Origin of the sequence: uncultured Holdemanella sp., from assembly GCF_934754935.1 — a bacterium.
Lineage (GTDB): Bacteria > Bacillota_I > Bacilli_A > Erysipelotrichales > Erysipelotrichaceae > Holdemanella.
The window spans coordinates 36,428-57,993 of sequence record NZ_CAKVJB010000006.1 but is presented as its reverse complement, the minus strand read 5'-3'; the positions used below and the strand labels follow the sequence as shown (position 1 = coordinate 57,993).

17 protein-coding genes are annotated in these 21,566 nt (G+C 35.1%); 12 read left to right on the top strand and 5 right to left on the bottom strand.

From position 1 onward, the window contains the following. The first annotated feature begins 58 nt into the window (after nt 1-58). Nucleotides 59-757: a hypothetical protein gene (locus Q0E86_RS02750; RefSeq protein WP_295754398.1), complete on the top strand. Its 699-nt coding sequence runs from the start codon at nt 59-61 to the stop codon at nt 755-757. Nucleotides 758-838: 81 nt separating this feature from the next. Here Q0E86_RS02750 and Q0E86_RS02745 read toward each other — a convergent pair whose 3' ends face one another. Next, nucleotides 839-1,645, bottom strand: coding sequence for a hypothetical protein (locus tag Q0E86_RS02745; RefSeq protein ID WP_295754397.1), 807 nt, complete (start codon nt 1,643-1,645; stop codon nt 839-841). A gap of 70 nt (nt 1,646-1,715) precedes the next feature. Here Q0E86_RS02745 and Q0E86_RS02740 point away from each other — a divergent pair, with 70 nt between their 5' ends. Both Q0E86_RS02740 and Q0E86_RS02735 read left to right on the top strand, forming a co-directional pair. Continuing rightward, nucleotides 1,716-2,261, top strand: a complete 546-nt coding sequence (locus tag Q0E86_RS02740) for a LemA family protein (protein WP_295754396.1) — start codon at nt 1,716-1,718, stop codon at nt 2,259-2,261. Then, nucleotides 2,242-4,116 (top strand): DUF2207 domain-containing protein, encoded by a 1,875-nt coding sequence (locus Q0E86_RS02735; protein ID WP_295754395.1) that lies wholly within the window; start codon nt 2,242-2,244, stop codon nt 4,114-4,116. Before Q0E86_RS02740 ends, Q0E86_RS02735 begins: the two co-directional genes overlap by 20 nt. 859 nt (nt 4,117-4,975) lie before the next feature. On the opposite strand, the gene typA is transcribed toward Q0E86_RS02735, so the two are convergent. Beyond that, nucleotides 4,976-6,805: a translational GTPase TypA gene (gene typA / locus Q0E86_RS02730; protein WP_117992617.1), complete on the bottom strand. Its 1,830-nt coding sequence runs from the start codon at nt 6,803-6,805 to the stop codon at nt 4,976-4,978. 109 nt (nt 6,806-6,914) lie between these two features. On the opposite strand from typA, the gene Q0E86_RS02725 reads away from it, so the two are divergent. Together Q0E86_RS02725 and Q0E86_RS02720 are read left to right on the top strand one after the other, a co-directional pair. Then, nucleotides 6,915-7,658: an esterase family protein gene (locus Q0E86_RS02725; RefSeq protein WP_295754394.1), complete on the top strand. Its 744-nt coding sequence runs from the start codon at nt 6,915-6,917 to the stop codon at nt 7,656-7,658. Nucleotides 7,659-7,660: 2 nt separating this feature from the next. Beyond that, a complete protein-coding gene (locus Q0E86_RS02720; RefSeq protein ID WP_295754393.1) occupies nt 7,661-8,596 on the top strand; it encodes a Fic family protein in 936 nt (311 codons plus the stop codon). 514 nt (nt 8,597-9,110) lie between these two features. On the opposite strand, the gene Q0E86_RS02715 is transcribed toward Q0E86_RS02720, so the two are convergent. The 3 genes from Q0E86_RS02715 to Q0E86_RS02705 are packed head-to-tail and all read right to left on the bottom strand — an operon-like array spanning nt 9,111 to nt 11,196. Further along, nucleotides 9,111-10,436, bottom strand: coding sequence for an MATE family efflux transporter (locus tag Q0E86_RS02715; RefSeq protein WP_295754391.1), 1,326 nt, complete (start codon nt 10,434-10,436; stop codon nt 9,111-9,113). A gap of 41 nt (nt 10,437-10,477) precedes the next feature. After that, nucleotides 10,478-10,717: a NifU family protein gene (locus tag Q0E86_RS02710; RefSeq protein ID WP_295754390.1), complete on the bottom strand. Its 240-nt coding sequence runs from the start codon at nt 10,715-10,717 to the stop codon at nt 10,478-10,480. Nucleotides 10,718-10,734: 17 nt separating this feature from the next. Continuing rightward, nucleotides 10,735-11,196 carry a divergent PAP2 family protein gene (locus Q0E86_RS02705; protein ID WP_288537035.1) on the bottom strand — a complete coding sequence of 154 codons (462 nt, stop codon included), beginning with the start codon at nt 11,194-11,196 and terminating at the stop codon, nt 10,735-10,737. A 91-nt stretch (nt 11,197-11,287) separates the two neighbouring features. Here Q0E86_RS02705 and Q0E86_RS02700 point away from each other — a divergent pair, with 91 nt between their 5' ends. From Q0E86_RS02700 to Q0E86_RS02670, 7 genes are all read left to right on the top strand, one after another. Continuing rightward, nucleotides 11,288-12,559, top strand: a complete 1,272-nt coding sequence (locus Q0E86_RS02700) for a glucose-6-phosphate isomerase (RefSeq protein WP_295754389.1) — start codon at nt 11,288-11,290, stop codon at nt 12,557-12,559. 158 nt (nt 12,560-12,717) lie between these two features. Further along, a complete protein-coding gene (gene nifJ, locus Q0E86_RS02695) occupies nt 12,718-16,266 on the top strand; it encodes a pyruvate:ferredoxin (flavodoxin) oxidoreductase (RefSeq protein WP_295754388.1) in 3,549 nt (1,182 codons plus the stop codon). 197 nt (nt 16,267-16,463) lie between these two features. Next, nucleotides 16,464-17,492 carry a hypothetical protein gene (locus Q0E86_RS02690; RefSeq protein ID WP_295754386.1) on the top strand — a complete coding sequence of 343 codons (1,029 nt, stop codon included), beginning with the start codon at nt 16,464-16,466 and terminating at the stop codon, nt 17,490-17,492. A gap of 80 nt (nt 17,493-17,572) precedes the next feature. Beyond that, a complete protein-coding gene (locus Q0E86_RS02685) occupies nt 17,573-18,523 on the top strand; it encodes a P1 family peptidase (RefSeq protein ID WP_295754385.1) in 951 nt (316 codons plus the stop codon). 41 nt (nt 18,524-18,564) lie between these two features. Continuing rightward, complete coding sequence (locus Q0E86_RS02680; RefSeq protein WP_295754384.1) at nt 18,565-19,242, top strand: HAD family hydrolase; 678 nt, start codon at nt 18,565-18,567, stop codon at nt 19,240-19,242. Between the two features lie 253 nt (nt 19,243-19,495). Next, nucleotides 19,496-20,359 carry a peptidase U32 family protein gene (locus Q0E86_RS02675; RefSeq protein WP_288521082.1) on the top strand — a complete coding sequence of 288 codons (864 nt, stop codon included), beginning with the start codon at nt 19,496-19,498 and terminating at the stop codon, nt 20,357-20,359. Continuing rightward, nucleotides 20,352-21,554 carry a U32 family peptidase gene (locus Q0E86_RS02670; RefSeq protein ID WP_295754383.1) on the top strand — a complete coding sequence of 401 codons (1,203 nt, stop codon included), beginning with the start codon at nt 20,352-20,354 and terminating at the stop codon, nt 21,552-21,554. The genes Q0E86_RS02675 and Q0E86_RS02670 overlap by 8 nt, the downstream gene beginning before the upstream one ends. Nucleotides 21,555-21,566: the final 12 nt, after the last annotated feature.

Genomic DNA, 21,566 nt, shown 5'->3' with positions numbered 1-21,566 from the left:
TATTTGGCAACAATTGCCTCGTATTTTATGAGGTTTAAGGGGAAGATTGGAGGGTGTTTTGAACTTTATAAAAGAAGAAAATTTAGAGAGTAGTTTATTAAGAAAAGGGTTAGTTTCAGGTTTATTGATGTCAACACTTACATTAACATTACTAACAACATCATCAGTTATTGGGGAAGAAAGTAAGGTCTATGCCAAGTCAAATGGCACGGATGAAAATATCTTAATGCGTGTGGATACAAAAAATGGAACTGAAGAATTAAAAGAGAAATTCGAAGAACAGATTCAAGATATCGAGGAAGAATCTAGCAAGAAACAAGAAGAGTCGAAGAGCGTTGAAGAAATGATTATGGAACAGCCAGATCTATTGAATGATATGCAGTTCATTCAAAATAACTATAATGCTGTTACACAAATCGTTTACTCGCAACCATCGCTTTCACAATACATTAGTAATGTGAATGCACTTACTGCCTCAGGTGGTATTTATTATGGACCTAGTGGTAAAGAAACATACTACAACTTAAATATGTCAGGTGTTATCGACATGATGCGTGGTATGGGAAATAATGATACGTATTGGGTTCGTGAAGATGGTGCGAAAATGTTGGGGGATTATATTATTGTTGCGGCCGATTTAAATAAATATCCTAGAGGTACAATTGTAGAAACTTCATTAGGAAAAGGAATCGTCTGTGATACTGGAAGTTTTACGCAAAATTCAGATACTCAATTAGATATTGCGACAGACTGGTAATATATATGAGTGTGAAGTAGAAGTCATGTGCTTCTACTTTTTTTGTTTTCCATTAAAAAATGGCATCCGAAGATGCCAAATTCATTGTTCTTTTGAATTTATAATTTTTTGTACTTTAGAAACAGGATTGAATGTCGTAAGACTCTTTGTGTTTATTGTCATGCCACTAATGGTTTGGATAAACCATAAGAAGAATAAAATCACCAGGATAGGTATTACACAAGATGTTACGATCATGATGGCTGTTGCTTCCATGAAATTATTTAATGACTTGTTAAACATCTTCGTATATTTTTGGGCTGTTGAAGAAAATGCTTCAGCTGCTTTTTCAAAGAAGTTTTTATTTTCTTTATCCTTTTTGATTTTCTTCTGGATGTTGTTGGCATTATCAATCGTTTCTTGAATACTTGTTTCATAGGTGGCTTCGATTGTCTTGGATAGTTTTACACTACAAGGCACGATTAGACACATTGCCACAGCCATAATACCAATCTTAATACATACAATTCTTAACCAATCCCATTTAGTGACGTTGTTGACTAGCCATGCCAAACAGAGTATTGGAATGATGTATTTAAAGGTGACCATACATGTGAGTGTCAAAGAATATTTCTCCAAATAAATAGCTCCTAGAACTAATAAGAATTTAGAACTTAAGTCGGCCAATCCATTCGCAATAGGAGTTCCTGTATCTCCAGGTAAAATGGTAATGGCTGTAGAGATGGCAGCACTCGATGCAGCAAGTGTCATGACCGTATTTCTTTTTTCATCTAAATATTGAATGGATTGTGCATGAAATTCAGGTGTTGATGTTTTTTGTGCAACCATATAGAAGCTTGATAAACAAATAAGGATGGGTAAGATCCATTTTAAAATAGTTTTGTACATAATGACGATTCCTTTCTATATTTCTCATTTTATCACAAATAGAGTATAATCAATCTAGGAGGATTTAATTATGATTCTAGTTATTGTTATTATTGTTGTTTTAGTTTTATTAGTACTATTCTTTATGTCTAGCTACAATAAACTTGTTCGTTTATCAAATAAGGTAGATGAAGGTTTTTCTACAATGGACGTGTATTTGAAGAAGCGTTTTGATTTGATTCCTAACTTAGTAGAAACAGTGAAGGGATATGCGAAACATGAGGCGGATACATTAAGTTCGGTGATTGCACAAAGAAATATGGCGAAAACATCAAAGGATGTTATGGATAGTGAAAATAAGATCACAAATGCGATTCATGGTATTTTTGCGGTGGCAGAACAATATCCAGATTTAAAGGCCAACACAAATTTCATGGATCTTCAAAATCAATTGAAGAAGGTCGAGGAGGATATCGCAAATTCTCGTAAATACTATAATGCGTTAGTTCGTGAATATAATGATGTGATCATGAGTGTTCCGACAAATATTGTGGCATCTTTATTCCATTTCGAAAAGAAAACAATGTTTGAAGTGGCCAATGCTTCGGAAAGAGAAAATGTTCAAGTTAAATTTTAAGAAGGTCTTTGCCTTCTTATTCGCATTTGTACTTTGTTTTGGATGTATCGATGTATATGCTGATGACGGAGGATATACGATTGATAATTATACGGTGAATGCCACATATAATTCGAATAATACAATTGATGTTAAAGAAGTGATTGATGTGAACTTTTCAAGTTATCGTCATGGTATTTATCGTAATATTCCAGAAACGATGTATATCAATCGTGATGAAAAGTATAAGTTAAAAATTCAAGATATCAATGTATTAAATGATGAGTATGATGTAGATAGTGATTCTGGGAATCGTGTGATTCAAATTGGTAGTGCAGACTATACGATCATTGGCCCACATACATATACTTTGACATATAAAATTGTGATTCCAGAAGATTATCATTCGGATTTAGATTTTATATATTATTCTGTACTTGGAAACAATTGGGATACAACAATCAATCACTTTAGTTTTGATATTCAATTTGAGAAGGCTTTGACAGAAAAGGAAATGTCAAACATTCAAATCTTTAGTGGAAGTCTAGGCAATCAATCAAATGATTTAAATGTGACTCCAATCATTACTTCGAATTCTATTAGTGGTTCTGCCTATGATATTGGTGCTAAACAAGCCATTACGATCTTTGGTAAGTTAAGAAAGAACTATTTTGTAGGAGCTAAAAAGACCACTTCAAAAGTACCATTTGTCTTTTTGGGGTTGGCCATTCTATTTGGTTTATATAGTTTGATTCGTGCATTCTTATTAAAGAAAACGCATATTACTCCAATTGTGAATTTTTATCCACCAAAAGATATGGATCCAGCTATGGTTGGAACAATTGTAGATGAGTCTGTGGATCAAGAAGATTTGATGGCATTGATTCCATATTGGGCAAGCAAGGGATATTTAACGATTTCTGAAAAAGAGAATGATTTAGTACTTACAAAAGTAGAGAATCATGAACCACCTATTTTAAAACATCAAAAGAAGATTTATAACGGATTGTTTAGAACGAAAAATAGTGTGCGATTATCAAAATTATCAAGTAAGTTTGGTAAGGCTATGGATGATGCAAAAGAAGCTTTAAATGATGAATTTAGTGGCGATAAGAATTTATCAACAATTGATCATGGCTTTGCGACGACCATTCTAGCCATGATTTGTATGATTGTATGTATCTTATTTAATTCAAGATATAGCATTGTAGATAATTTGATTGAAACCATTTTAGCTACATTTAGTTTTGTGCTTATGATGGTCATGAATTATTCTGCAGCTGCAACTGGTGTATTTAATAAAAATAAACTGGGTGTATTAAAGAAAGTATTAAGTATTGCGTTTATTTTGATTCTTGCATACTTTATATATCGACAATGCGATTCGATTCTAAGTATTGTACCATTTGAATTTATGATGATAGGCATTGTGGTTGTTTCACTACCAATTCTATTTAGTTCTAAATTTAATGTGGTGAGTGACTACTTTAAAAGTGTAGCTCCTGAACTATTAGGTTTTAAAGACTTTATTGAAAAGGCAGAAGTTCCACAATTGGAAAGATTATCTTTAGAAAATCCAGCTTACTATTATGATGTGATTCCATATGCGATGGTCTTTGGATTATCTGAAATGTGGACAAAGAAATTTAGTACGATTCCTTTGGCACAACCAGATTGGTATGATTCTTATTATTCTGATCCATACTCTTCATATTTCTACTATAGAATGCTGACAAGAAGTATGTATGAACCAATCCATGAGAATTTAATGGATTATCAAACAGAACAAATGAAAAGTACAGCCGATAGCATGGGCTCTAGCTTTGGTGGCTTCTCTGGTGGAGGCGCCGGTGGCGGAGGCGGCGGAAGCTGGTAATAGATGAGTATTAGGGTGATGAGCCCGCGTAACTTGGTAGGTGTTGTGCACCTACCTTTTTTGCGTTCAATAGTAAACGGGGGGGGACTTCACACTAATGCATATTTCGTACATATTCATTACTATAGAAAAAACAAACAAAGAGTCTATATACTTATAATGGTTGTCTTTCACAAGAAATTGTATGATCCAGTGATATGTTTATCAAACATAATTTTGATAAACATGTTTGAGCGACAGTTGAAATAAAGTCTTTGAAGAAGTGTATACCTTGTACTAGCGACGTATACGTCGTAAGTTTACGGTATAAATTTGAAAAAATTGATAATTTTAGAATAACTTAGCACATTACACATGAAAGTTACGACAAATACGACGCAAGTGTAATGTGAATATTGAAGATTTTAGAGTATAATCTAAAGAGGTTAAAAAAGAAAAAGACAGATAATCCTTATACTATAAGTGTTTTCTGTCTTTTAATTTAATGATATTACTTTTCATATATTGTTCTAGAATAAGTTTTTTTATTTTTTCTTCGTTCTCTTATTCTTTTGATTTGATAAGTTGCTTTCACTTCTAATGAATGGCGAGCTTTTCTTAAGCTTCTTGCATGCAGATTAGAGTCAATAAATGCAACGGCAGAATCTTTAGTGTCATTTCTTAAGGCTAAAGGAAAATTTCTTGTTTGAGTATACAAAACATCGACTAAAAGTACATCATTAATGTTTCCGTAGATCATATAAATGATTATATAAATGCTTAAAATTTCAGGGGTTCATCAACTTGAATATTTCTTTTCTTTATTTAGTATACATAGTGAATATTTTGCTTGAAAAAAAGACTTGGAATTATCCAAGTCTTATTGAGCATTCATCTTTTGACGATATAAGTTACGACGATCTAGAGCTGTTAAACCTTTTTTACGGATACGAATCGCATCTGGTGTAACTTCAACTAATTCATCATCGTTGATCCATTCTAATGCTTCTTCTAGTGAGAAGATTTTTGGTGGAGTAAGAAGCATTGCTTCATCACGACCACTTGAACGGATGGCTGTTAATTTCTTGTTCTTTAATGGGTTAACATCCAAATCGATGTTTTTAGAACTTTGACCAATGATCATACCTTCATAAACAGGTGTTTGTGGAGAAATGAATAATTGACCACGTTCTTGAAGGTTCCATAGGGCGTAAGTCATAGCTTCACCTGTTTCAGTTGAAATCATAGCACCTTCCATACGTTGTGCGATTTCACCTTTATATGGTTCATAACCACTAATACGACGTACTAATGTACCTTCACCATGTGTATCATTGATAAATTCAGAACGGAAACCTAATAAACCACGAGTAGGTGCTGTATACACGATCTTAACATATCCATTTTCTTCAGACATGTCTTGCATAACACCCTTACGAAGATTTAATTTGTTGATGATGGTTCCTGAATATTCTTCTGGAGCTAAACATACAACTTCTTCGATTGGCTCTACTTTGTGTCCATTTTCGTCTTTGTGTAGGATAACCTCTGGCTTAGAAACAGCTAGTTCATATCCTTCACGACGCATATTTTCAATTAATACAGAAATATGCAATTCACCACGACCACTTACTTTGAAGCAATCAGCTGAATCGGTTGGTTCAACCTTTAATCCAACGTTTACTTCTAGTTCTTTTTCAAGTCTTTCTTTTAAGTTACGACTTGTCACATATTTACCACTTTGTCCGGCAAATGGACTTGAGTTAACGTGGAAGTTCATTGATAGAGTTGGTTCTTCAATTTCAATGTGTTCCATTGGTTCAATGTGATCTGCTGTACAGATTGTATCACCAATACTAATATCTGGCATACCAGCAATAACTACGATATCACCTGAATGTGCTTCTGGAACGCTTGTTCTAGATAATCCTTTGTATACGAATAATTTAGATAAGCTTTCTTTGGCATTCAATCCAGATTGGTTACAACGAATATATTGTTGTCCTTGTTTTAAGACACCTGAATATAAACGTCCGATTCCTAAACGACCAATGTATTCATCGTATGCCAAGGCAGATACTTGCATTTGAAGAGGTTCTTCATCCATATCTGGATATACATCACAATGTTTTAAGATTGTATCGAATAATGGGTCGATGTTGTCGCTTGGAGTTTTAAGGTCGTATTGAACACGTCCTTCTCGAGCTACACCATAAAGGATAGGGAAGTCTAATTGTTCATCGTTCGCATTTAAGTCTAAGAATAATTCATAAACTTCATCTACAACTTCTTCAGCTCTTTGGTCTTTCTTATCGATCTTGTTGATCAATAGAATTGGTTTTAAACCAATTTCCAAAGCTTTTGATAATACGAAACGAGTTTGAGGCATTGGACCTTCACTAGCATCGACTAATAAGATAACTGTATCTACGGTACGGATAATACGTTCAACTTCACTTGAGAAGTCGGCGTGGCCTGGCGTATCTACAATATTAATTTTTACACCGTTATGAATAACGGAACAGTTTTTAGAATAAATCGTAATTCCACGTTCACGTTCTAGATCGTTTGAGTCCATGATACAGTTTACAACTTCTTCGTTGTCACGGAAAACATCACTCTGTCTTAAAAACGCATCAACTAACGTACTCTTACCGGCATCAACGTGGGCGATAACGGCAATGTTAAGAATTTTTTCTTTATTGGACATACTGTCACTCACTTTCCTGTCAAAAACAGTACAATTATAAAGCAAGAAGCCTTAAAACTCAATAAAATGTGGTATAATAAAACAAAATTTTTCTGAAAGGGGTAACACCATGCAAGTGCAATATATAAAAGAGTATTCAAATTGTTTGGATCGTGAAATGGAATATAAAATCTATGGTCAAGGCGGCAAATTATGTCTAGCCATTCCAAGTCAAAATGGACGTTTCTTTGAATGGGAAGATCGAGGCATGATTCATGAAGTATCCAAATGGATCGAAGCCAATCAATTGACAATCGTAACGTGTGATACTTTGGATTTAGAAACATGGTCCTATCCTTACAACACAAAGGTTCGTATGTTGAAACATGAACTTTGGTTTGAATATATTCTTACAGAATTAATTCCTAGTGTACAAGAAAAGATGAATAATCACGATAAGTGGATGGTTACAGGGGCAAGTCTAGGAGCAACGCATGCCGCTAATTTAATTTTCCGTTTCCCAAATCAATTCGATACCTTATTAGCCTTATCTGGCATTTATGATACAGAATTTTTCTATGGCGATTATCATGATGAAAATACTTATCACAATAATCCATGTGCCTATTTAAAGAATATGCCACAAGACCATCCCTATATGGAATTGTATAAACAATCTAAATTGATCTTTTGTGTAGGACAAGGTAATTGGGAACAAGAATGTGTTGAATCACTTAGACAAATCAGCACTATTTTATATGATCAGCACATCGAGGCTTGGTGTGATTTCTGGGGTTATGATGTCTATCATGATTGGCCTTGGTGGAAGGTACAACTACAGTATTTTATGGAACAAATATTTAAGGAGTCGTAAGTATGATAAATAAAGTAAAAACAATTAAAAATGAATTGATTTCACAAATGAACATGAAAGTTAAGGGGAATATTTATCATTGGACTCAAATTAATTTTGCGTTTAATTCCAACAAAATAGAGGGCTCGAGACTATCGAAGGATCAAACTGAACAAATATTTGAAACAAATAATATGTTTATTGAACCTAAAGATAAAGAATTAGTTCCTTTAGATGATGCACTAGAAGCACGAAATCATTTTCGGTTGTTTGATTATATGTTAAAAACAGTGGATGAACCATTATCAAAAGAAATGATGATTCAGATGAATATGATTTTGAAAAGGGGTACGTCTTATGAGGATAATCCGGCATATAATGTGGGTGGTTTTAAAGTAAGAGAAAATGGGATTGGAATGATAAATCCTTTTAAAACGACAAAACCAGCTGATGTTGAAACGGAATTAGATGCTTTGTTAGAAAAGTTTCAAAATAAAGGGGTTTTATCCTTTGAAGATATTGTAGAATTTCATGTTTGTTTCGAAAGAATACATCCGTTTGGAGATGGAAATGGACGTACTGGACAAATGATTATGTTTAAACAATGTCTACAGAATAATTGTATTCCATTTGTACTATTAGATCGAGATTGTGCATTTTATCTGCGTGGCTTAAAAGAATGGGATTTTGAAAGAAATTATTTAATTGATACTCTTTTAACACAACAAGATATTTATGCATCTGTTTGCGAACAATTTGATATATTTAAAGATTTTGGTCAAAAAGAGTTGTCAAAGAATAAGATTGTTGATGAAAATGAACAATATGTTTTGTTTGAAATAGATGAAGGAATCTATCAACTTGTAGCTGATGATCAAGTCATTGGGGAAACGGAAAAGAGCAATATTTGTGATGCATTAGAGTCAATCAAAAGCCAAAAAGTCAAATTAGATTTTTAAAGTAATAGCGAGAACTACTCCTTTTGTGTTAGATGACCTTATGTTCGAGCCACTTATTTGATTTAAAACGAGCTAAGAAAATAAATGAACGAATCGTCCAAGTGGAAGGTACAACTACAGTATTTCATGGAATAAATATTTAAGGAAGTATGACAAAAATTAAAAATGAATTGGTTTCACTATGACATTATCGTTTTTGAATCAGAAGGTATTAATTAGTGCATAATAATTTCCTTGCATTTTCACAGATGGGTGGTATATTACTAGTGACGAAGGTCGTCATCAGACGGCAAACTAGCGAATCACTATCGTAACCAATCGGTAGGGCTCGCTTTTTATTTTTGAAAAGACTCAATATTCTTATATTTTTTGACCCTTATAAAAATTTTGAATTTTTTCCTTTATAGTTTGAAACATGAAATCTAAAATTAAAATAAATGCGATATTGCACTAAAAAAAGAGATGCACAATATATGCATCTCTTAGATGTTAAGCGTGAACTACTCCTTTTGTGTTAGATGACCTTATGTTCTAACCATTTATTTGATTTAAAACGAGCTAAGAAGATAAATGAGCGTACTGTCCAATCGGATCCCATACCAATCCATACGGCTAAGGGTCCCATATGGAATTGATGGACTAAAAAGATTGTGACTACAACTCTGCAGATCCACATGGATAGAGTGGATGTGATCATACTGAATTTTACATCGCCAGTAGCTCTTAGGCCATAGCCTGGTAAAAATGAGGGTGTCCAGAATATCATTTTGTATGTGAAGACAATGCGTGTTAACCAAATGGCTAGTTTGGCACTTTCTGGCTCCATTCCGGCAAGACTAGTGATTTGTTTGATTGGAAACATGATCATAGCACAACATATAATGCAGGCTATCCATGCATATTTTGTGAGTAAAATTGTATAGTGTTTCGCTTGTTCGTATTCTTTAGCACCTACACATTTTCCAACAACAGTCATCATACCAAGCCCAATACCGATACTTGCTTGACATGCAAAACTTTCTAACATGGCAACCATGGCTTGGGCTGCAATGGCCGTTGTTCCCATTGTGGATACAGTGGATTGAATAACGAGTTTTCCAAATTGAAACATACCATTTTCAATGCCAGTTGGAATACCTATTTTTAATATTTTTGTGATTGTTTCAATTTCTGGTCGGATACTTAAATAAGAATCGACATATAAATCTTGTTTGGGCTGTTTTAATAGAATCAGGATAATGGCTGCACTAACGATTCTAGATAGTAGGGTAGAAATGGCGGCTCCGGCTACACCTAAGTTTAGGGTAAAGATGAAAAAGGTGTTTCCTAAAATATTTAAGATATTTGACCCAAACGCAATGGCCATGGGAAGTCTTGAGTTTTGACTGGTACGAAAGCTTGCGGCAGCTGCATTATATAGGGCAATGAATGGATAGGACAGGGCTGTGATGTAAAGGTAACTTAATGAATTGTCCATCACGCTTTTTTCGACAGATCCAAAGATAAGGGTAAGTAGTGGTCTTCTAAATACAATGCAGGGAATTGTTATCAATATGGAAATGAGGGTTACGGAAAAAATCAATTGTTTCAAGGCTTGGTTGGCCTTATCTTTTTGGTTCGATCCTAGGTATTGGGCACAGATGATAGCGCCTCCGGTTGCCATGGCGGCAAATACGTTGATGATTAAAATGTTTAATGAATCCACAAGGGAAACGGCGGAAATGGCGGCTGAACCTATGTTGGTGACCATAATGGTGTCAACGGATCCCATTAATGCGGTTAAAACTTGTTCGAACATTAATGGAATTAATAGCCTTTTTAATTGTTCTTTGGTGTACATGGTAAAACTCCTTTAAAAATAAAAAGATATCTTTCGATATCTTAACCTACAAGCACTACATCACGGATGTTTGGCACTTCTTCAAGCAATAATTCTTTGATACCGCCTGAGAAATCTACAGAAGCCATCATACATCCTTGACATGCACCTTTGAAAGATACATAGACAACATTGAATTCATCAACTCCTAATAATTCAATATCGCCTCCGTCATGTTGAATATAAGGGCGAATCTTATCTAAACAATCATTAACGGCTTTACTATCTACTACAGTATCCATAAAATAACACTCCTAACTTATAAAAATAGTGGACATAAAATCAATGGGACAATAAGTCCTACCACAAATCCTCCAATGACTTCGACAAATTTATGACCAAGAACATTCTTTAATTTTTCTTGATAGATTGGATCGTCAAAGCGAAGTCCTGTCATTTCACGTAAATCTTTGACTAACTGTTGTGTTAATTCAATATTTTTACCTGAGTAATAGCGGACGTGACATGCATCATACATGACAATAAAGGAAAAGATAGTGGTTACGGCAAATATGGCTGAATCAAAACCTTCCTGAATTCCAATAGATAAGGAAAGGGCGGTAACTGTGGATGAGTGACTGCTTGGAAAGCCTCCACTAGCGATGACCCAGTGTAAGTCCCATTTGCCGGTTCTATAATAATATACGACCGTTTTTCCCACTTGTGCAAGCACATTGCTCAAAAGAGCTGTGATCAGCGGGTATAAGGACGATGGTATCATAAACTCACACTCCTAACAAAAAACATTATATCACACAATGTTAAATCGTGGTATAATCATGAGTGGAGATAGCTATGGAGGGAAAATAAATATGATTACGTTAGATTTAAATCATGCTTTCTTAAAAGAAGATGTAAAAGCTTATCAAGATCAAGTTCGCGCAATTGATGAAGCTTTACAAAACGGTACATGTAAGGGTAACGACTTTATTGGTTGGCTAAACTGGGCTAACAATTATGATAAAGATGAATTTAGTCGCATTAAAGAGGTTGCCGCAAAAGTACGTGAAAACACAGAAGTATTCGTTGTATGTGGTATTGGAGGATCTTACTTAGGTGCTCGTGCTGCCATTGAAATGATGAATGGTTTATATGGTGACAACAAGCCTGAAATTATTTATATGGGAAATACTTTCTCATCAACTTATATTTCACAGGTTATGAACTATATTAAAGATAAGGAAGTTACAGTAAATGTTATTTCTAAATCTGGAACTACAACAGAAACAGCTTTAGCTTTCCGTATCTTGAAACAATTTATGGAAGAAAAATATGGTGAAGATGCAAAAAATCGTATCATCGCTACTACAGATAAAGCTAGAGGAACATTGAAGGCTTTAGCTGATAAAGAAGGATATGAAACATTTGTAATTCCTGATGATATCGGTGGTCGTTTCTCAGTTATTACGCCAGTTGGATTATTGCCAATTGCAGTAGCTGGAATCGATATTGATGCGTTGATGAAAGGTTTACATGATGGTATGGGTGAATATGGAGATGCAGATCTTGAAAAGAATGCAGCTTATCGTTATGCCGTAGCTCGTCGTATTCTTCAAAATCAAGGATATGATGTTGAATTATTAGTAAACTATGAACCTCAAATGCAGATGGTTGCAGAATGGTGGAAACAATTGTTTGGTGAAAGTGAAGGAAAAGATGGAAAAGGTATTTTACCGGATTCAGTATGCTTCTCAACAGACTTACACTCTTTAGGACAATTTGTTCAGGAAGGTAAGAAAGTATTGTTTGAAACAAACTTATATGTTGAAACACCAATGATTGACTTAACATTCCCTAATGATGAAGCCAATGAAGATGGAATGAACTACTTAGCTGGTAAGAGTGTGGACTGGGCTAATAAAATGGCTGCCAAAGGAACATTACAAGCTCATGAAGAAACTGGTGGAGTTCCAAATATCTTATTAACTATGCCAGGTATGACTTCTTATGACTTTGGTAATATGTGTATGTTCTTCTTCAAGGCCATCGCAATGACAACTTTGATGAATGATTCTAACCCATTCAACCAACCTGGTGTTGAAGTTTATAAAAAGAACATGTTCAAATTATTAGGTAAAGAATAATGATGAAAATAGAGATGTAAGCAAGTGTTTACGTCTCTTTTTTATATGCTTACAAATTAGATAAGACTAACCTCTATAGTGAATTTTACCTTTAAAATTTGACATGAAGCTCGTATAATAAACTATGGTATTGAATATCTATAAAGGAGGAAATATTAATGCCTAGAGCAAAACAGTCTATGGATGGAAATACGGCTGCGGCTCACGTTGCGTATGCTTTTACAGACGTTGCTGCAATTTACCCTATTACACCATCTAGTCCTATGGCAGACTCTATTGACCAATGGTCTGCAGCTGGACAAAAAAATATTTTTGGAAATCAAGTAGTTGTAAGTGAATTACAATCAGAAGCAGGTGCTGCTGGTGCTGTTCACGGATCATTAGCTGCTGGTGCATTGACTAATACTTTCACTGCATCTCAAGGTTTATTATTGATGATTCCAAACATGTACAAGATTGCTGCTGAACAATTGCCTTGTGTATTCGATGTTTCTGCACGTACAGTTGCAACTCATGCATTGAATATCTTCGGTGATCACTCAGACGTATATGCTTGTCGTCAAACAGGTTTCGCTATGTTATGTGAAACTAACCCACAAGAAGTTATGGATTTATCTCCAGTAGCTCACTTAGCTGCTTTAGAAGGTAAAGTACCATTCATTAACTTCTTCGATGGATTCCGTACTTCTCACGAAATTCAAAAAATCGAAAAATGGGACTACGAAGATTTAAAAGAAATGTGTCCAATGGAAGCTGTTGAGGAATTCCGTAAACACGCTTTAAATCCAGAACGTCCAACTATGCGTGGTTCTCACGAAAATGGAGATATCTTCTTCCAACACCGTGAAGCATGTAACACTGCATATGATGAATTACCTGCTGTAGTAGAAAAATACATGGGTAAAATCAATGAAAAATTAGGAACAAACTATGACTTGTTCAACTACTATGGAGATCCTGAAGCTGATCGTGTAATCATCGCTATGGGTTCTATCAATGACGTTGCTGAAGAAGTTATTGACTACTTAACTGCAAAAGGAGAAAAAGTTGGTTTAGTTAAGGTTCGTTTATATCGTCCTTGGTCAAGCAAACACTTACTAAAAGTTCTTCCTAAGACAGCTAAGAAAGTTGCAGTACTTGACCGTACTAAAGAACCAGGTGCTCTAGCAGACCCATTATACTTAGATGTAGCTACAACACTTCGTGAAGCAGGATTAAATGACATCACTCTTTGCGGTGGACGTTATGGTTTAGGATCTAAGGATACTCCACCTTCAAGTGTATTCGCTGTTTACACTGAATTGTTAAAAGACGAACCAAAACCTCGTTTTACAATTGGTATCGTGGATGACGTTACAAACTTATCATTGCCAGAAGTTAAACCAGCTCCTAACACTTCAACTCCAGGAACTGTTGAATGTAAATTCTGGGGTCTTGGAGGAGACGGTACTGTAGGTGCTAACAAGAACTCTACTAAGATCATCGGTGACCACACTGACAAATACATTCAGGCTTACTTCCAATATGACTCTAAGAAAACAGGTGGTATCACAATTTCTCACTTGCGTTTCGGAGACAAGCCAATCCGTAGTCCATACTACATTAACCAAGCTGACTTCGTAGCATGTCACAACCCTTCATATGTAGTAAATGGATACAAGATGGTTCAAGACGTTAAACCTGGTGGTGTATTCATGATCAACTGCCAATGGTCAGACGAAGAATTAGACAAACACATGCCTGCTGAATCTAAAAAATATATCGCAGACAACAATATTCAATTGTACACAATCAATGCCATCGATAAAGCTATCGAAATCGGTATGGGTAAACGTACAAACACAATCTTACAATCAGCATTCTTCAAATTAGCTAACATTATGCCAATTGACGAAGCTGTAGATTACATGAAAGCAGCTGCTAAGAAATCTTACTCTAAGAAGGGTGATGCAGTTGTAGAAATGAACTACAAAGCTATCGATGCTGGTGTAGGTGCAACTCACAAAGTTGAAATCCCTGCATCTTGGGCAAACCCAGAAGCTGATGCACCAAGACCTGAATTATCAGGACGTCCTGCAACAGTTAAGATGGTTAAAGACATCATGGAACCAGTTAACAAAATGGATGGAGATTCATTACCTGTATCTGCATTTACTGGAAACATCGATGGTCAATGGGAAACTGGTGCTAGTGCTTACGAAAAACGTGGTACAGCCGTTACAGTTCCTGAATGGGATGCTGAAAAATGTATTCAATGTAACCAATGTGCATTCGTATGTTCTCACGCAACAATTCGTCCATTCTTATTGAGCGAAGAAGAAGTGAAAGCTGCTCCTGCACAAATCAAATTAGCCGATGTTAAACCAAAAGCTACAGAATACAAATATACAATGAGTGTATCTCCATTAGATTGTATGGGATGTGGTGAATGTATCACTGTATGTCCAACTCAAGCTATCAAGATGGTACCTCAAGAATCTCAAGCTGAACAACAACCAGTATTCGATTACTTAGTAGCTAACGTTTCTAAGAAAGATTCTGGATTCGCTGATGATACTGTTAAGGGTTCTCAATACAACCAACCATTGTTAGAGTTCTCAGGATCATGTGCTGGATGTGCTGAAACATCATATGCTCGTTTAATTACTCAATTATTCGGTGAACACATGTATGTATCAAATGCGACTGGATGTTCTTCAATCTGGGGTGGTCCAGCATCTGTATCTCCATATACAGTAAACAAAGATAGCTTACAAGGACCAGCATGGGCTAACTCATTGTTCGAAGACAATGCTGAACACGGATTCGGTATGCAATTAGGACAAAAAGTATTACGTGAACAAGCTATCGAAAAATTAGGTGCTATGAACGAAAGCGAAAAAGCAACTCCTGAATTCAAGGCTGCATTCGAAAAATTCATGGAAACTAAAGAAGATACTCGTACTAACACAGAAGCAACAAAAGCATTATTAGTTGAAGTAGAAAAAGCTGCTGAAGCTGGATGCCCAGGTGCTAAAGCTGTATTAGACAAGAAAGAATACTTAGCTAAGAAATCTGTTTGGATCTTCGGTGGAGACGGATGGGCTTATGATATCGGATTCGGTGGATTAGACCACGTTCTTGCATCAGGTGAAAACGTAAACGTTATGGTATTCGATACAGAAATGTATTCAAACACTGGTGGACAGGCTTCTAAAGCATCTAACATCGGTGAAGTTTGTCAGTTCGCTGCAGCTGGTAAAGAAATGAAGAAAAAATCTTTAGCAGAAATCGCAATGAGCTACGGATATGTTTATGTAGCACAAATCGCTCTTGGAGCTAACCCTGCACAAGCAGTTAAATGTATTGCTGAAGCAGAAGCTTATCCAGGACCATCTTTAATCATCGGTTATGCACCATGTGAATTACACGGTATTGCTAAGGGTGGAATGAACCACTGTCAAGATGAAATGAAGAAAGCTGTTAAATCTGGATACTGGAACTTATTCTCATTTGATCCAGCTAAGAAAGAAGCAGGTAAGAACCCATTCACATTAACTTCTAAAGAAGGAGATGGAACTTACCAAGACTTCTTACACAACGAATCTCGTTACACTCGTTTAGTTAAACCATTCCCTGAAAGAGCAGAAAAATTATTTGCTAAGTCAGAAGAAGTAGCTAAAGAACGTTACGAACACTTACAACGTTTAGTTGAACTTTACAAGTAAGAAAATAAATGAAGAAGCTGATTAATTTCGGCTTCTTTTTTTGTGTTTTCAAGGTTATCAATATATAATGTGTATAGTTAATAAATATTGATAAATAAAGAGTATAGAAAAATAGTGGTTATAAAATATTGTATATAATATGTAATTTTTCAATGCTTTATGGAGATGTTTGTTAAATGAAATAGGAGAATAGGGATATGTTTAAAAAGCTTTTTGTATCAAGTGCATTATTTGGATTGGTATATGGTTTTATTACGAACTATGGAGAGTTGGTAGGAGAAAATAACTTGAGTTTAATGGATCGTGCCATTATTACACAAATGGATAACACGTATGGTGTCATTATGGCTTTATTGGTAGTTGGTTTATATTTAGTACTTTCTTATGGTAAGTCAGAAGATCGTATTCAAAAGTTAAGAAAAGAATATTTAGATCAGAATGGCTTTGAAAGTGAGGAAGGACTTTCAAATGTTGAATATAGATTGATGCTTGATTATGTGGATTCTCATAAGGGGATGAAGAAGCCTTTGAAACTATGTTTAGTTGTTGGGATTGTTTTATGTGCAACATTTGTGAGTCAACCAGTAAAATTGGCGTATGATGAAGGCTTAGCTTTATATAATGAACAACTTGCACTAGAAGAGCAACGTGCAAAAGAGGCAGAGGCTGCTTATAATGCACCTTTTCAAGATCAGGTTCTTTATTTGGAGGGATTACCACCAATTAATGTGGTATCTGGTAGTACATTTAAAACAGGGGATGTGAATACGTATATTGATACGTATATTCGTAGTCAGCCATCTGTTTTATTGAATCGTTGTGTAATGATCAATCTTTGTGATGAAAATAATATGAATTATTTTAAACAAACACATGATATGTCTTTAGATGATGATGCGTATGCCTTTGCAAGCAGTGATGATATGAACATATTTGTTCCATTAAATCTAACGGATTATGATCAGGAAACTGTCACACATGAATTGACACATATTTTTGATTATTCATTGGCAGATGGATATACATCTTATATGGGAGTATCCACTCGTCAAGATTTCATCAATTATTTCAATGAAAATCCGACGTTATTTAGAGAATATAGTTGTCAAGATCCGGGCGAGTTCTTTGCGGATGCAGGGAGTCATTATGTGAATTTTCCAGAAGACTTAAAATCAAAAAATGAATCTTTATTTTACTATATGAATAATTGGATGGGATTATATTAAATGGTTAGTTTTACAATGTAATCTTGTTTCTTTTGGGATATAAAGATTATAATAATTTAAATACCAAAGGAGTTTTAGAGATGGAAAAAGGTAAATTAAATCGAATTACAGATGTAAAAGGTGTGTTGGTTGGACATAAGACAATCAGTTCTGGCTCTCATCAAACTGGTGTGACATTTATTCGTACGGCTGAAGATGTGTTTCATCAAAAGCTAGCTTGTGGATGTAGTATTCTAAATGGTTTTGGCAAGACGACAGGCTTACCTCAAATTATGGAGCTAGGAACACTAGAGAGTTATATTTGTTTGACAAACACTTTAAATGTGGGTGTTGTTCAACAAGCTTTAGTTGATATCATGGTCAAAGAAAATGAAGATCTAACGAGTGTTAATGTTGTAGTTGGAGAATGTAACGATGGCTATTTAAATGCGATTCGTGATTGTGTAGTCACTAAATCGGATGTCTTAGATGCATATGCAGATTGTAAAAAAGAATTTGAACTAGGCAGTGTTGGAGCCGGACGAGGTATGTCTTGTTTTGAAATGTCTGGTGGTATTGGTTCGAGTTCAAGAGTTTTTGAAATTGATGGAAATAAGTATACTTTAGGAGTACTAGTACTCTCTAATTTTGGTTTAAGAGAACAATATTTATTAGATAAAGTAGAGGGGAATCAATTGCCTTTAGAACAAGAAAAAGGTTCGATTATGATGATTGTTGCGACGGATGCTCCATTAAGTGATCGTCAACTACGTAGAGTATGTAATCGTATGCCAATAGGACTTGCTTTAACAGGCTCACATATGGGCAATGGTTCTGGTGATATTGCGATTGCGTTTAGTACCGCAAATCGTTTTGGATCTGAAGAAATTCATTCTTTAACGCAAATCAATGATAATAAGATCAATGTTGTATTTGATGCAGCGATTGAATCTTGTAAAGAAGCTGTACATTTATCTTTAATTGAAAATGAAGAGGTAACTGGACAGTCTGGTCATGTTCGTAAATGTTTAAATCAAGTGAAGATTCAGTAGTGAAATCTTCACTTTTATGTTATATTTCATCTGGTGATTATATGAAGAAATTAATGTTTGATTGTGATGATACACTTTATGATTTATCCTGGCCATTTTGCAAATGTATGGAAGAATTTCTTCCTAGTGTAGATGTGGACATGGGTTTATTTTATGCGGATTATCGTAAGTTTGGAGATATGATTTTTGATGATCTACAACAAGGAAAGATAACGATTGATGAATCGGGAGTTTATCGTATTGAGAAGGCTTGCGAAAAGTATGGGATTGAATTGAGTCACGAAAAGGCTGTAAAATTTCAGTCTTGCTATAAATATTATCAGCATCATATTGAAATGGATGCACCATTGATTGATTATTTTACGGACTGTGAAGATGAACTTGCGATTTTGACAAATGGAGAGGATGCTCATCAAAGAATGAAATTAGAAGTGCTTCGTGTCTTTGAGTTTTTTAAATCATCTCATGTCTTTACAAGTGGACAATTGGGTGTCGCAAAACCGGATGTGAATGCCTTTCAAAAGTGTATGGAAGCCATGCATGAAGATATTCATGAATGGTATTATGTAGGGGATAACTACATCAATGATATGCAAGGAGCAAAAAATGCAGGCATGAAGACAATTCATTTTAATCGTCATCATCAGGTAAGTGGGCCTTGTGCAGATCATGTGGTATATTCGGCTAAAGAATTGGTTGAATGCATTAAAAAAGACTAGATTGAACTAGCCTAGTTAAGAATGTCATAATGGCATTCTTTTTTTTCTACAATTCTTCTTCTCCTATCATTTCATCCGACCATATTTCTTCTTGTTCTGTTGGTTCATTGTAATCTTCGAACTTTTCATTAAGTGTTTGTTTGTTTATATTTAAAGTATACATGAAATTTAGTCAGATTTAAATAGGAGGTTAAGTAGGCATAGAATCACATTTGTGGTAAAATAATTTTGTATGTTTTGATAAGGAGTAATTATGTTTATAACAACAATTCATTCTATTGATTCATTAGAAAAATTAAAAAGAGCGAAGGCGGATGCTGTGATCATTGGAGTTGAACATTATTCAATTCGTTCGAGTATTACGGTAAAAAAAGAGGATTTACAGCTTTGGAAGAAGAAGTGTAAAAAGCTTGGCCTAAAATTATATATCAACTTTTTAAGATTATGTATGGATGAAGATCTATCGGGTGTTCGTGAATACTTTTCGATTTTTAAAGAATTGGATGTAGATGGTATTTACTATGCGGATGAAGGACTATATTTTGAGGCGAAACAATTGGGGATTGAATCGAAATTGATCTATCAACCTGAAACATTGGTAGCTTCAAGTGCAGATGTAGATTTCTATATGTCTTTGGGCATTCAATCTGTATCTTTGGCACATGAATTGAGTCTTGAAGAAGTGGTAAGTATTGGAAAGCACAATCCGAATATAGAAATTTTAGTGCATGGCTATTTCTCGATTCTGTATTCAAGAAGACCTTTGGTCACAAATTATTTAGAGGCTGTGAATAAACCGGTATGTTCATTACCGTGTCATTATGATTTGATTGAACAAACGCGTGATGAGCGTATGCCAATTGTACAAGATGAAACGGGTACGCATATCTTTAGTGAAATGCCAATCAATTCATTACAGGAAATGTGGGATTTTACGGATGTAGGCATGCACCGCTTCCGTATTGATTCTTTATTCTTTGATGATGATTGGACTGTGGAAATTTTAGGATTATATGATATGGCTTTACAAGGTATTAAGATTACGGATGATGAGTCAAGTAATCGTTGGTATTTAGAAGAGACAATCAAGAAAAAGGAGGAGCAAGTAAATGAATAAAATTGAATTATTGGCTCCTGCTGGAAATTTAGAAAAAGCTAAAATTGCGATATTATATGGGGCGGATGCCGTATATATTGGTGGAAAACAATTTAGTTTGCGTTCTCGTGCTAGTAACTTTTCCATTGATGAGATTGCAGAGTTGGTTCAGTTTGCGAATGCACACAATTCTCATGTGCATGTAACTGTAAATATGCTTCCACATGAATCAGATCTGGATGGTATTGAAGAGTATTTAAAAACATTGGATTCGATTGGTGTTCATGCGATCATTGTGGCAAGTCCATCGATCATGATGTTGGCTAAAAAGCTTGGGTGTAAGTTTGAGGTGCATGTATCTACGCAGCATTCTTCTACAAACTCAAGTGCTGCAAGATTCTGGAAAGAAAAGGGCATGGATCGTGTCGTATTGGCTAGGGAATGTCAAATAAAGGATATTCGTTCGATTTGTGAAGAGAATATATTACCGATTGAAGTCTTTATTCATGGAGGTATGTGTATTTCATTTTCAGGACGTTGTGTATTGAGTAATCATATGACGCTTCGTGATGCGAATCGTGGTGGTTGTGCACAGAGTTGTCGTTGGAAATATCATTTAATGGATGGTGAAACCGAATTGAGTGATCCGACAAATTTATTCTCTATGTCTTCAAAAGATCTACAGGCCGTGGATTATATCGAGGATTTTATCCATATGGGTGTAGCGTCTTTGAAAATTGAAGGACGTATGAAAAGTGCTTATTATTTAGCTACGGTTGTATCGAGCTATCGTATGTTGATTGATTATATTTATGAGCACAGTCATGCGGATGTTGAAATTATTGAGCGTGTGAAAAAGGAAATCGCAAAGGCAGAAAATCGACCGACAGGGCCGGGCTTCTATAATGGGCTTCCTGGATATAAGGTGCAGTTGTATCAAGATCATGATGAAACGGTAACGCAGGAATATGTAGCCATTGTGCAGGATTATGATGAAGCTAGTCAGATGGCAACTTTACAGGTAAAGAATCATTTTATGCCTAATCAAGATTTAGAAATATTTGGCCCTCACATTCCTAGTACAATTGTACATGTAGATGATGTGTATGATAGTGACAAGAATGTTTTAGAGGTTTGTAATAAGCCAATGCAGATCGTACATACAAAGTGGTCTGGGCCTATTGAAATAGATGCGATGATTCGTAAGATAAGATAAGTGGAAGAGGTA